Source organism: Streptomyces zhaozhouensis, from assembly GCF_900230195.1.
Taxonomy (GTDB): Bacteria; Actinomycetota; Actinomycetes; order Streptomycetales; family Streptomycetaceae; genus Streptomyces; species Streptomyces zhaozhouensis.
Window position 1 is genome coordinate 23397 of record NZ_OCNE01000023.1, and the last position, 12974, is coordinate 36370.

At 73.3% G+C, this 12974-nt stretch carries 11 protein-coding genes and 1 riboswitch; of the genes, 5 read left to right on the plus strand and 6 right to left on the minus strand.

The genetic code is table 11. The annotated features are described in order from the left end of the window. Nucleotides 1-50: 50 nt before the first annotated feature. Entirely contained in the window at nt 51-791 is a 741-nt protein-coding gene (locus tag CRP51_RS24505) for a S1 family peptidase (protein ID WP_170970662.1), read from the plus strand. Nucleotides 792-806: 15 nt separating this feature from the next. On the opposite strand, the gene CRP51_RS24510 is transcribed toward CRP51_RS24505, so the two are convergent. Further along, a complete protein-coding gene (locus CRP51_RS24510; RefSeq protein WP_097233510.1) occupies nt 807-1037 on the minus strand; it encodes a hypothetical protein in 231 nt (76 codons plus the stop codon). A 174-nt stretch (nt 1038-1211) separates the two neighbouring features. On the opposite strand from CRP51_RS24510, the gene ybiA reads away from it, so the two are divergent. Next, nucleotides 1212-1802, plus strand: coding sequence for a riboflavin biosynthesis intermediates N-glycosidase (gene ybiA, locus CRP51_RS24515; protein WP_097233511.1), 591 nt, complete (start codon nt 1212-1214; stop codon nt 1800-1802). A gap of 89 nt (nt 1803-1891) precedes the next feature. After that, nucleotides 1892-4069, plus strand: coding sequence for a TerD family protein (locus tag CRP51_RS24520; RefSeq protein ID WP_245880783.1), 2178 nt, complete (start codon nt 1892-1894; stop codon nt 4067-4069). Nucleotides 4070-4152: 83 nt separating this feature from the next. Here CRP51_RS24520 and CRP51_RS24525 read toward each other — a convergent pair whose 3' ends face one another. From CRP51_RS24525 to CRP51_RS28375, 3 genes are all read right to left on the minus strand, one after another. Next, nucleotides 4153-4437, minus strand: coding sequence for a hypothetical protein (locus CRP51_RS24525; protein WP_097233512.1), 285 nt, complete (start codon nt 4435-4437; stop codon nt 4153-4155). Nucleotides 4438-4781: 344 nt separating this feature from the next. Next, nucleotides 4782-7094, minus strand: coding sequence for a 5-methyltetrahydropteroyltriglutamate--homocysteine S-methyltransferase (gene metE, locus CRP51_RS24530; RefSeq protein ID WP_097233513.1), 2313 nt, complete (start codon nt 7092-7094; stop codon nt 4782-4784). A gap of 175 nt (nt 7095-7269) precedes the next feature. Then, a riboswitch (cobalamin riboswitch) is annotated at nt 7270-7479 on the minus strand. Nucleotides 7480-7646: 167 nt separating this feature from the next. Next, nucleotides 7647-9752 carry a tetratricopeptide repeat protein gene (locus CRP51_RS28375; protein WP_170970663.1) on the minus strand — a complete coding sequence of 702 codons (2106 nt, stop codon included), beginning with the start codon at nt 9750-9752 and terminating at the stop codon, nt 7647-7649. 435 nt (nt 9753-10187) lie between these two features. On the opposite strand from CRP51_RS28375, the gene CRP51_RS28570 reads away from it, so the two are divergent. Together CRP51_RS28570 and CRP51_RS24545 are read left to right on the plus strand one after the other, a co-directional pair. Further along, a complete protein-coding gene (locus CRP51_RS28570; protein ID WP_141514660.1) occupies nt 10188-11057 on the plus strand; it encodes a helix-turn-helix domain-containing protein in 870 nt (289 codons plus the stop codon). Beyond that, nucleotides 11050-11865: an SAM-dependent methyltransferase gene (locus CRP51_RS24545; protein ID WP_097233516.1), complete on the plus strand. Its 816-nt coding sequence runs from the start codon at nt 11050-11052 to the stop codon at nt 11863-11865. Before CRP51_RS28570 ends, CRP51_RS24545 begins: the two co-directional genes overlap by 8 nt. Nucleotides 11866-12016: 151 nt before the next feature. Here CRP51_RS24545 and CRP51_RS24550 read toward each other — a convergent pair whose 3' ends face one another. Together CRP51_RS24550 and CRP51_RS24555 are read right to left on the minus strand one after the other, a co-directional pair. Then, a complete protein-coding gene (locus CRP51_RS24550; protein ID WP_245880784.1) occupies nt 12017-12562 on the minus strand; it encodes a GTP-binding protein in 546 nt (181 codons plus the stop codon). Nucleotides 12563-12587: 25 nt separating this feature from the next. Further along, a complete protein-coding gene (locus tag CRP51_RS24555) occupies nt 12588-12974 on the minus strand; it encodes a DUF742 domain-containing protein (protein ID WP_097233518.1) in 387 nt (128 codons plus the stop codon).

Sequence of the window (12974 nt, forward strand, 5' to 3'; positions counted from 1 at the left end):
GCATGCGGTATGCCCGTATGTCCGCGTCTTTCGTGCCTCCGGGAGGCCCCGTGAGTACCGCACGTTCCCCGTTCCCCCTCCGTCTTCGCGCCGGCGTGCGCCCCACCACAGCCACGCCCCGCCCACCGGTCCGCGTCTGGGCGGCGCTGGTCGCCCTCGTCTGTCTGCTGGCGTTTCCGACGGGCGCGGCGGCGCAGAGCGCCGGAGCGCCGGCCGACGCCGTTCCGCTGGTGGCCGGCGGCGACACGGTGTTCTCGGATGCCGGCCTCTCCTGCACGGTCGTGGCCAACCTCGCCATCGGCGACGATCGTTTCGGACTGCTCCCCGGCGCCTGCACCGAGGGCTTCCCGCACTGGTACGCGGACCCGCAGCTGACCGTGCCGATCGGACCCACCACCGGCAGCACGTACCCCACCCACGGCCTCTTCGCCTACGAGAACCCCGCCGTCCCGGTCGAACAGACCCCCAACTGCGGCGGCGCGCCCCTCACCTCGGTCGGCGATCCGACCGTCGGCCAGGCCGTCACCCGCGGCGGCACCACCACCGGCTGCCACAGCGGAACGGTCACCGCCCTTAACGTCACGATCAACTTCGGTGGAGGCGTGGTCGTTTCCGGACTGATCGAGACCAATCTCTGCATGGAACCCGGCGACCGCAACGGCCCCCTGACCTCGGGCACCACCCTGCTTGGCATCCCGGTCGGCGGCAGCGGCAACTGCTCCAGCGGCGGCACCACCTACTACCAGCCGGTGGCCCAGGTACTCGCGGAGTACGGCGCCACCCTCGTGTGAACGCGCGGGAGCCGGTCAGTACTGCTCGCCGTCCCGCACCTCCTGGAGGTACGCGTTGGCCGAGGCGCCCTCGTCCACCAGGTCGGGCGCCAGATCGTGCGAGGCCAGCCACGAGGCGCCGCGCCCCTCGGCCGGCTCCCAGCGCTCGGCGATGACCCGCTGCTTGTCCTCGGGCTGGCCCTCCATCCACCGCCGGTTCTCAGGGCTGAGCTGCCGCAGGAAGTGGGCGAGCGGATCAACGGACATGGCCGGTCCCTTCTGACCTACGGCCCGCGCGGGCCGGCTACTGGGCGATCCACCAGCGTGGCCGAACGGCACGGCCCGCGCGGACCATGCCGTTCGGCGCCGGCCGATTCTCACCCGGCCGGCGGCACCGTTAACCGATGGCCCCCGACACCCGGTCCGTGTCAGGCTGGGGCCATGAAGAACCGCCGGACCCCGCCGACCGACCTCGACGAACTCCGCCGCTGGGAGCGTTCCGGCCGCCCCCTCAAGTACCTCTGCTTCTGGGGCCACCGCGCCGGCCGGAACGACGGGCCAGGACCCTGGGTACTCAGCCAGTGGTGGACCGCCCCGTTCACCGTGGACGGCGTCACCTACCCCACCGCCGAGACCTACATGATGGCCGGCAAGGCGAGGCTCTTCGGGGACGAGGAGACCGCGGCCCGCGTCCTGGCCGCACCCCACCCCGGCGCGGCCAAGGCCCTGGGCAGGCAGGTCGCCCGCTTCGACGAGGAGACCTGGCGCGCCGGCCGCATGGAGATCGTCGTCCGGGGCAACACCGCCAAGTTCGCCCAGCACCCGGCGCTGCGCGACTACCTGCTCGCCACCTCCGGCCGCGTCCTGGTCGAGGCGAGCCCCGTCGACCGCGTCTGGGGCATCGGCCACGCGGCCGACGATCCCCGCGCCACCTCCCCCACCCGCTGGCGCGGCGAGAACCTCCTCGGCTTCGCCCTGATGCGCGTCCGCCACGCGCTGGCGGAGGGGGACGTCGCGGACAGCGGAAAATGAGTCAACTCCCGGACGCCTCCGGGGCCCTGACGTTATCGTTCGCACACACTGAGCGACACGTGACGGTGCGGTGAAGGGGCTGGGGGCATATGCAGGAGATGGTCAAGGGTGGGAACGTCGGTCTGGCCTCGCTGAGCGAGCACGCCGGCGCGGTGGTGGTCGGTCTCTCCTGGAGCAGTGAGAAGGACGACGGGGACGCCGACGTGTCCGTTCTTCTCCTCGACGCGGACGGCAAGGTCAGGGGCGACGACGACTTCTTCTTCTACAACCATGTGGCGGCACCCGACGGCAGCGTGCAACTGCTCGGCAAGTCGCCGAGCGCCGACGGGAGCGAGGACCGGATCAGTGTCGACCTCGGCGCGCTGCCCGGCGAAGTGGCCCGCGTGGTCGTGGCCGCGAGCCGGTACGGAGGCGGCTGCTTCGGGGACCTCGACGACATCAGGCTGACGGTCGCGGACCGGGACGGCGAGACGCTGCTCGGCTTCGGCATCGCGGACGCCTCCCGGGAGACCGCCTTCGTGTTCGGCGAGTTCTACCGGCGCTCCGACGAGTGGCGGTTCCGGGCGGTCGGCCAGGGCTACGCGAGTGGACTCGCCGGGCTGGCCACCGACTTCGGCATCGACATCGACGACGACGAGGCGGCGGACGAGGACGGGAGCACGGGCGAGGGCGAGAGCGCGGGCGAGGACGAGACGACGGGCGAGACGACGGGCGGGGAGAAGACCGCGGAGGAGCGCGGAACGGGGGACGCGCCCGCTTCCGCCGCCCCGACCGCACCCGCCACCGACGGCACAGGCCAGGACGGGGCGGCGCTGAGCCGGGGGGAGGGCCCGGCATCGGCCGCGCCGGCCGGGTCGCTGACGACCGCAGAGCCCCCGGCCGTTCCCACTCCCCGCGACCGGGACACCGCGCCGGCGTCCACACCGGCCGGCGATGCCCCGGGCGCCGCGGCGCCCCGTCGGCGCCCGCGCTCGACACGCAAGAAGGTCACGCTGCCCAAGGCGCCGAAGAAGTCCCTGGCGGAGAACCCCGCGTGGCGGCCGGCACGGCTCTTCCCCGTCTCCTCCCTCAGGACCGACCGGGAACGCGAGGCGCGCGCCACCTCGGTGCTGTTGTCGGTGATGGCCGAGGTCCCCGAGTTCGGACGGCGCCTCACCGCCGGCTTCGGCGCCCCGGCCGGGAGGATGGAGACGTTCACCGAGGTCACCCTGCCGCACGGCGAGACGCCGCGCCGCCCCGACGGGGTGATCCGCGTGGAGCGCGCCGGCAAGCTCTGGACGGCACTGGTCGAGACGAAGACCAACGGCAACCCGCTCAAATCCGAGCAGGTGCAGGACTACATGGACATCGCCGCACGGCGGGCCTACGAGACGGTGATCACCCTCTCCAACGACGTGGCGCTCGAAGGCAGTCCCCTGGTGGACGTGAAGATCGACAGGCGGCGCCGGCACCGTGTCTCCCTCTGGCATCTGTCCTGGGCCGAAGTCGCCCACCAAGCCCAGATGCTGATCCGGCACGAGGGCGTCAGCAACGGCGCGCACGTCTGGCTCCTGCAGGAGCTGCTGCGCTACCTCCAGCACGAGAACTCGGGCTGCCACGGCTTCCAGAACATGGGCCCCGCCTGGGTGCCGGTCCGCCGGGCCATCGACGACGAGACCCTCACCCCCGGCGACCCGCGTGCCGCCCGGGTGATCGAGAGCTGGGAACGGCTGATCAGGCAGGTCTGTCTGCGGCTCGGCGGCGAGCTGGGCCGCAAGGTGCTGCCCGTCCGGCGGACCAGACGCGGCACGGAACCGGCGGCGCAACGCGCGGCCCTCGCCGACCAGTTCTGCCTCGACGGTCGGCTGGTCGCCGAACTGCGGATCGAGGGCGGCCCGGGAATCCTCTCGCTCACGGCCGATCTGCGCACCGGGAAGGCTCGCACCTCAGTCGACGTCCAGGCACCCGAGCAGGGGTACCCGCTGGCCTGGGCCAAGCGCCTCCTCCGCCAACTCGCGGAGGCACCCGCCGACCTGCACGTCCAGACCCTCGTCGAGGGAACGGAGCCCGGCCCGCGCGGCACGCTGGAACGACTGCGGCCGGAGCCCGCCGACCTGCTGCCCCGCCAGGGAGCCCAGATCACCGGATTCCGGCTGTCCCTGCTCAAGGGGCTGGGCAATGGCAGGGGCAACAGCGAGACCAGCTTCATCCGCAGCGTCGACGACGCCGTGGACCGCTTCGTCCTCGGGGTGGTCGGCCCTCTCGAACGCGGGCCGGGCCGCCGGTAGCCCTGGCCCCCCACCCCCGCCGGGCCCTCCCGGCTCGGAGAGCCGGTGCGGGGCGGTGGGGCGGCCGGATGCTGAACGGCCGCTCAGTGGCGCATCAGGGAGCGGACCATGCGGCAGGTGGTCGTCGACGGTGGGTGGACCCCGATCAGCGGGGCGATGGCGCGTATGCGCTCGTCGCTGGCGCCGGCCGGGTGGTAGACGCCGGTGTCCAGCAGGGCCGTGGCCAGGCGCAGCGCCTTCAGCCTGCGGTTGTGCGACTCGTACCAGGCGCGCGGCTGCCCGGCGGGCAGCCGCTTTCTGCGGAGCTCGGGGGCGGTCGGGGGAGAGAGGGGAATGTCCAGCGGAAGCGGTGTCACGACAGCGGCCATCGGTACCTCCGGGAACGACGGCTGACCATTCGAACACTGTTGATTCTACGGGCCACCACTGACAATCCCCGCTGGTCAACGGCTGCGCGCGGTACGGGAGTCACCCCTGGGGCGGGAACGCGCGCGAGGTGCGCGAAAGGTGCGCGAAAGAGGTCGGGGCGGGATCGGAGCGGAGTCAGAACGAGCGCGGGAACGAACGGTCACAGGCGCGGGCCGGTCCGTCCCGGTCGGAAGTGGACACCACCCGACCGGGACGGACCCGCGAACCGCGAAACGCGAAACGAGCCGCGAACCGCGAAACGAGCCGCGAGCCGCGAACCGCGAAACGGGCCGCGAGCCGCGCCTCAGGAAAGCCCGCCCCGCAACTCCCGTGCCGCGTCCACCAGATGCGTCAGCGCGTCGCGGACCTCCGGCCATGCCCGGGTCTTCAGGCCGCAGTCCGGGTTGACCCACAGCCGCTCCGGCGGGATCGCCCCCAGCCCGGCGCGCAGCAGGCCCACGACCTCCTCCCGGTCCGGCACGCGCGGCGAGTGGATGTCGTAGACCCCGGGCCCGACCTCGCGCGGATACCGCGCCGCCGCCAGCTCGTCGGCCACCCGCATGTGCGAACGGGTCGCCTCCAGGCTGATCACGTCCGCGTCCAGGTCGTCGATGGCCTGGAGGATGTCCCCGAACTCGGCGTAGCACATGTGCGTGTGGATCTGCGTCGCCGCGGCCACCCCTCCGGTGGTGAGCCGGAACGCCTCGGTGGCCCAGGCCAGATACGCCGGCTGGTCCGCCGCCCGCAGCGGCAGCGTCTCGCGCAGCGCGGGCTCGTCCACCTGGATCACGGCGGTGCCGGCCGCCTCCAGGTCGCCGACCTCGTCCCGCAGCGCGAGCGCCACCTGCCGCGCCGTCTCGCCCCTGGGCAGGTCGTCGCGGACGAACGACCAGGCCAGCATCGTGACCGGTCCCGTGAGCATCCCCTTGACCGGCCGGTCGGTGAGGCTCTGGGCGTAACGGGTCCACTCCACGGTCATCGGCGCCGGCCGCGAGATGTCGCCGGCGAGGATCGGCGGGCGGACATAGCGGGTGCCGTAGGACTGCACCCAACCGTGCTGGGTGGCCAGATAGCCGGTGAGCTGCTCCGCGAAGTACTGCACCATGTCGTTGCGTTCGGGTTCACCGTGCACCAGCACGTCGATCCCCGCCTTTTCCTGGAAGGCGATGGTCTCGCGGATCTCCTGCCGCACCCGTTCCCCGTAGCCGGCCGCGTCCAGCCGGCCGGAGCGCAGCTCGGCGCGGGCCGCGCGCAGCTCGGTCGTCTGCGGGAACGAGCCGATCGTGGTGGTCGGCAACGGCGGCAGCGCCAGCCGGGCGCGCTGGGCGGCGGTCCGCTCGGCGTAGCCCTCGGCGCGGCGGGTGTCGGCCGGCGTGACGGCCGCGGCCCGTTCCCGCACCGCCGGGTCACGGGTGATGGGCGATCCGGAACGCGAGGCCAGATCGGCCCGGTTGGCGGCGAGTTGGGCCGCGACGGAGTCCGCGCCCTGGTGCAGTCCGCGCGCGAGCGTGACGATCTCGGTGACCTTCTGGCGGGCGAACGAGAGCCAGCGGAGGATCTGCGGGTCGATGTCGCGTTCGGCGGCGGCGTCCAGCGGGACGTGCAGCAGCGAGCAGGAGGAGGCGACGTCGACGCGACCGGCCAGGCCGAGCAGGGTGGCGAGGGTGGAGAGCGAACGCTCCAGGTCGTTGATCCACACGTTGCGCCCGTTGACCACGCCCGCGACCAGCCGCTTGCCGGGGATGCCGCCGGCCGCCGCCAGGTCGTCCAGGTTGCCGGCGGCGGGGCCGGTCAGGTCCAGGGCGAGGCCGTCGACGGGCGCCTTGGCCAGCACGGGCAGGGCGGCGCCGAGCCGGTCGAAGTAGGAGGCGACCAGCAGCCGCGGCCGGTCGTCGAGGGTGCCGAGCAGGCGGTAGGCCCGTTCAACGGCGGCGAGTTGGGCGGGGGTGCGGTCCTGGACCAGGGCGGGCTCGTCGAGCTGCGCCCACTCGGCGCCCCTGGCGCGCAGGTCGGCGAGGACCTCGGCGTAGACGGGGAGCAACCGGTCCAGCAGGGTGAGCGGGTCGAAGTCCTCGGCGACGCCGGGGGCCGGCTTGGCGAGCAGCAGATAGCTGACGGGGCCGAGCAGCACGGGGCGCGCCGCCAGGCCGAGCGCGAGCGCCTCGCCCAGCTCGGCGCACTGCTTGCGCGAGTCGGCGGCGAAGACCGTGTCCGGCCCCAACTCCGGGACCAGATAGTGGTAGTTGGTGTCGAACCACTTGGTCATCTCCAGCGGTGCGACATCCTGGGTGCCGCGCGCCATCGCGAAGTAGCCGTCCAGCGGGTCGGCGTCGTAGGCGGCGCGGTGGCGGGGCGGGATGGCGCCGACCATGACGGTGGTGTCCAACACGTGGTCGTAGAGCGAGAAGTCGCCGGTGGGCACCTCGTCCAGACCGGCGTCCGCGAGCTGGACCCAGGTGGCGGCGCGGAGTTCGGCGGCGGTCTCCAGCAGGGGGGCGGCGTCGAGGCGGCCCTTCCAGTACCGTTCGATCGCCTTCTTGAGCTGGCGGTCCGGGCCCTGGCGGGGGAAGCCGTGGACGGTGGCCCGTACTGCCGCGGCTGCGGGCTTGGCGGTCAAGGGACTCTCCTTCGCGAGTGAACTCCCGTGCGGTCGGTGACCCACCACGGGCGCGAAGGCGTGACGACGGCGGTGCTCCGCGCTGCCGTGAGGCGCGCGACGGACACGCGTCGTGTTCACGCGACCCGCCCACGAGGTCACCGAACCTCCGCGCGCGAGGCTCGCGCGCGGGCAGTGGCAGGTCTTCGGACTCGCGGGCGACCGCGCCGGGACGCCGCTCGTCGTGCGAGCGCGCCTGACACGGACCTACTGGCCGTCGCTTCCCAGACCCGGCCGGGCCCAGTGCGTGTGACGGCGGTCGTTCCCACTCACCGCTGCGGGGCAGTCCCGGATTCCCACCGGGTTCCCTCTTGCGACGCGCCTGCCTGGCGGACAGGGCGAACCAGCTGCGTTCCTGAGCCTATCCCGTACGACGCGGGTTGAACCGGGGGCGTGGCGGCGGAAGCGGGAGGGGAGCGGGGGACGGGGAACGCGTGCGGCGGCGCCGGGCCCTCGCCCGTCCGGTCGCCGGCGCTCCTGAGCGACCCGGGGGCCGCTCGCCCGCGTCCCCCCTCACAGCGAACGCAGCCGCTCCGTCAGGCGCGCGGCGTCCCGTGCGCTCACGGGCGCGTAGTGCTCGCGGGACCGCTCGTAGCGCGGGACCGCCTCGGCCGTCTCCCCGTGGTGTTGCGCCACCTCGCCCAGCAGCTCCCAGACCCTGGCCTGCCAGGGCACCGCGCCCGTCGTTCCGAACTCGTCGAGCGCCTCCCACAGCCGCCGCTCTCCCGCGGCCCTGTCGCCTCCCAGGCCGGTGGCTCGCCCGAGCAGGGCAAGGGCACGGGCCGCGTCGTACGCGTCGCCCGCCTCGGCCAGCCGCGCCCTCGCGTCCGCCAGGAGCACCACCGCCCGCGCGTACTCGTGTTCGGCGACGGCCACCTCGGCGAGCGAGACCCGGCTCAGCGCGGCGCCCCTCCGGTCCCCGATCGCCTCCCGCAACGCCAGTGCCTCGCGCAGCCTCTCGGTCGCCGCCGCGTGCTCGCCGAGCCAGAGGTGCGAGTTGCCAAGGCCCTGGAGCGCCTGGGCCTGCTGGTGCCGATCACCTTCCTGACGCGCCAACGCGTAGGCCTCCCCGTACCACTCGGCCGTCTCGCGGTGCCGCCCGGCGTCTCTCAGCGCGGCACCGCCGGAGGTCAGCATCCGCACCAGCCCGAACGCGTCACCGTCGCGGCGGGCGGCTTCGAGACCGATCCGGTGCGCCTCCACCCAGAGTCCGGGCGGGCGGAGTCGGGCGAAGAGCGGATGGAGGGCGTCGACCAGCTGCCAGCACACCCGGTCCCGCCCCGCCGCCGCGGCCTCCCGAACCGCCGTCATCAGCACGTCCCGCCGCCGGTCGAGCCAGCGGACCGCCTGCTCCTCCCCCACGAACCCGGGATCGACCGGTGGGCGGTGCGGAAGACCACGCGCCACGCAGTGGCTGGGGGTGACGACGCGGTCCGCCTCCGTCGCCATCGCCAGGCACCAGCCGAGGAAACGGTCGAGCACCGACTCCCGCCACCACGCGGGCTCCTCGGCGAGGGCGAGTTCCCTGGCGTGCGCGCGCACGAGGTCGTGCGCACGGTAGGCACCGCACTCCAGGCGCGCCACCAGGCTGGCGTCGGCCAGCTCGGCCAGGGCGCCCTCCGCCTCCGGCAGGGTGCCGTCGGCCGCCGCCGCGACCGCCGAGACGTCCAGGCCCGCGGCGGGCAGCAGCCCCAGGAGGCGGTGGACCGCGGCGGCCCGCGGCGGCAGCCGGCGGCGGGACGCGTCGAGCGCGCGCCGGAGGGAGCACTCGCCGTCCACCGGCGGCTCGAAGACGGCGCCCTCGTCGGACAGCCGCTCCGCCAGCGAGGCGACCCACTCCCAGGGCCGCACGGCGAGATAGCCGGCGGCGAGGCAGACGGCCAGCGGCAGGCGCCCGCACCGTTCCACGACGTCCCGTGCGGCCCGCCGTTCCCTGGCCACCCGCTGCCCGCCTCCGGCCCGGCACAGCAGCTCCAGGGCGGCCTCCGGGGCGAGCGCGTCGAGTTGGTGGCTCTGCGCCCCGTGGCGGACGAGCCCCGGGAGCTGCCGACGGCTGGTCACCACCAGCAGGCAGTCGGCCGAGCCGGGGATCAACGGGCGCACCTCGGCGGGGGTGAGGGCGTCGTCCAGCAGGACGGCGAGCCGCAGGGAACTGGTCAGTGTGCGCCACTGCGCCTCCCGGTCGGCCAGCCCGGGGAGCACGTCGGCGACTCCCAGGGCGCGGAGGAACCCCGCCAGCACCTCCTCGGGCGCGACGGGCCCGCGCGGGCCGTGGCCGCCGAGGTCGACGAAGAGCTGGCCGTCGGGGAAGAGCCCGGCGACCGTGTCGAGCCAGCCGAGGGCCAGGGTCGTCTTCCCCACCCCGGGCTGCCCGCTCACCACGATCAGCCGCGGCGCCCCCGGGTGGCCCTGGACCCGCAGGGCGTCGAGCCGTGCGAGATCGGCCTTCCGGTCGACGAGATGAGCGGTGACACCGGGGAGTTGCCGGGGTCGCGGCACCTGGTCGGCGGTCTTGCCCCGATGCGCCGGGTGCACATGGACGCCCCCGTGGATCGCGCCCGCCTGCACGCTGGACCCCTGAACCCTGGCTAAGTCACTCAACTTATTTGTGTGCCGCATGTTTCTCATGATGAGTAACTGAGCCTCCGGTGACGATTCACTCGAACGGGTTCTGGCCAAACGCCGGTCCGCCTGGCCATCGGTCGTCGCCCGTCGGGAGCCCACCGCCCCCGCCACGAAGCGCGTGCTCAGAGCCCCCCGCGCCCCGCGCCGAGGACGGGTTGACCGGCGACGACGCGGCGGGCACCCGCCGAGCAACGGGCACCCGCGGCACCCTCCGGAGGCAGAATGGCCGATACCCGCGCTCCCTCCGGCCGAGCCGCTTCCCCGCCCTTGCCAACTCCCTGCGCGCGCCACGCCGTTGGCACTACGCTGCGAAGGGTCACGATCCGTGCCCCGGCCCGCGGTCCGGGGAACGCGCCGCGGCGCCTGGCCGGTTGTCGCCGGGTGGTCGCGCCCGGGGGCGGGGTCGGGTGAGTGTCGGAGGGGGCTCCCATGTCGGCTGGTCATGTCGCCGCGACGGCCGGCCGGATGCTGCTGGGCGGCAGACTGCGCGCGCTGCGCCGGGCGGCCGGGATGTCGTTGGCCGGGGCGGCGGCCGTGCTCGACGAGCCGCCGGAGGCCGTGCGCCGGCTGGAGGAGGGCCGCGTGGCGCTGGCCGCCGACCGGCTGGGAACGCTGCTCGCCGCCTACGGCCGTCTCGACGCGGCCGGCACCGCGCGCCTGCTGGCCCAGGCCGAACGGGCCAACGCCCCCGGCTGGTGGGAGGAATACGGTGACGTGCTGCCCGACTGGCTGGCTGACCACGTCGGCCTTGAGGAACACGCGCAGCTGATCCGCGTCTACGCGCCCGCCGTGCTGCCCGACCTGCTGCAGAGCCCGGCCTACGCCGCCGCGCTGCTCCGCCGCCAGCATCCGGGCGAGTCGGAGCAACGCCTGGGGCGCCGCCTGGAGTTGCTGCGCGGGCGGCAGGCCGTGCTGGAGCGCGCGGCGCCGCGGCCGCCGGCCGTGTGGGCGCTGGTGGAGGAGGCGACCCTGCGCCGGCGGGTCGGCGGCCCGGCCGTGCTGCGCGAGCAGTTCGCCCATCTGCGGCGGCTGGTGGAGCGTCCCGGGTTCACCATCCGGGTGGTGCCGCTGCACACCGCGCACTCGGCGCTGCTCTGCGGCCCCGTGCAGATGATCCGCTACCGCCCCTCCGAACTGCCGGACCTGGTGCTGTTAAGTACGCTGGGGGGCGCCGAGATCTGTGAACGGCCCCAGATCGTCCGCCAGTACCTGATGGCGCTCGACTCCGCCGCCTCCGTGCGGGACAGCGTGCCGATCACGGACTGGATCGCCAAGTGGGAGGAAAGAGCCGTTGCTTGAGGAACAGATCGACCCGAACAAGCCAGATCCGGCGCGGGTCTACGACTGGTTCCTGGAGGGCAAGACCTCCTACCCCGCGGACGAGCAGGCCGGCCAGTACATCGCCGGCATCTGGCCGGGCGTGAAGACGGCCGCGAAGGCGAACCGGGCCTTCATACACCGGGCGACGCGCTGGCTGGCCGAGGAGGCCGGCATCCGGCAGTTCCTCGACATCGGCACCGGCATCCCCACCGAGCCCAACCTGCACCAGATCGCGCAGGCCGTGGCGCCCGACTCCCGCATCGTCTACACCGACAACCGGCTGATCGTGCTGCGCTACGCCGAGGCGCTGATGCAGGGCACCCCGGAGGGGCGCACCGCCTATCTGCACGCGGACTTCTTCGACCCGCCGAGCATTCTGGACAGCCCCGAGCTCAGCGAGGTCCTCACCCTGGACCGGCCGATCGCCCTGTGCCTCAACGCGCTGCTGCACTACATCGCCGACGACGCGGAACGCGGCGTGCCGGCGCACGAGTTGGTGGCCGAGTACGTGCGCGCGCTGCCCTCGGGAAGCTATCTGGTGGTCACCCATGTGACGGGGGACTTCGACCCGCCGACCTGGTCGCGCATCGCCAACGTGAACCGCAACGCGACCGGGCAGATGGGCCAGGTGCGGAACGAGGCGGAGATCCGGCGCTTCTTCGACGGCCTGGAGCTGGTCGAGCCGGGGCTGGTCCCGCCCCAGGACTGGCGTCCCGACGGCCCGGTGCCGGCCGAGGCCACCCACGAGACGGTCTCCATGTGGGCCGGCGTCGCCCGGGTGCCCTGACCGACCGAGAGACCCCCGCGAGACGCCGGGGACGCGGAAGTGGCCGCCCCCGACCCTCTCCGGGCCGGGGGCGGCCACTTCACGTCCGGGAACATCGACGTCCCGGGAACGACGCGTCCGGCGGAACCCACCGGCGGGCCGCACCGGCGGCTCAGCCGATGGCGACCGTCTTGGCCGACTCCAGCAGGGCCAGCAACACCCGCTTGCTGGACTCCCGTTCGCGCACGTCGCACATCACGACGGGCGCCGGGTTGCGCAGGTTGAGCGCGGCGTTGACCTCCTCGGCCGTGCACTCCCTGCGTCCGTAGAAACAGTTGATGCCGATCGCGAACGGGATCCGGCGCTGCTCGAAGAAGTCGACCGAGGCGAAGCTGTCCGCCAGCCGGCGGGGGTCGGTCAGCACCACGGCGCCGAGCGCCCCCGCCGCCAGGTCGTCCCACATGAACCAGAAGCGCTCCTGGCCGGGAGTGCCGAAGAGGTAGAGCACGTGCTCGGTGTCGAGCGTGATCCGGCCGAAGTCCATGGCCACGGTGGTGGTGGTCTTCTCCGGAATCTGCGCCAGGTCGTCCACGCCGACGCTGGCCTGCGTCATGTACTCCTCGGTCTCAAGCGGCGGCACCTCGCTCACCGAACCGATCATGGTGGTCTTGCCCACCCCAAAACCACCGGCGATGAGGATTTTCAGCGCCGTTGGCATGGCCAGCTGCGAACCCCCCTGCTGGCTATAGCCTGCGGATTCCATTGATGACCCTCTCCAGTAGTTCCACACTGGGGGCTGACGCCTCATGACTCGGCTTCTTGACTGCGATCATGGACTTGTCGAGCAGATCCCCGCAGAGCACTTTCACCACACTGGCCGGCAGGTCAAGCCGCGCCGCGATTTCGACGATCGCCAGTGGGCGTTCCTGAGTTAAATCGAGGATGGCGGTCAACTCCGGCTGCTCACGGCGCCTGTCCAGGGTACGCGAGGCCGGCATGGCGACCACCAGGGTGATCAGGGCGAAGTCAGATCCTTCCGGGGACGTGCGGCCCCCGGAAATCGCGTACGGGCGGACGAGGTATCCGGACTCCTCGTCGAACCACGAAGATTTCTTCTTCCCGACCCCCAC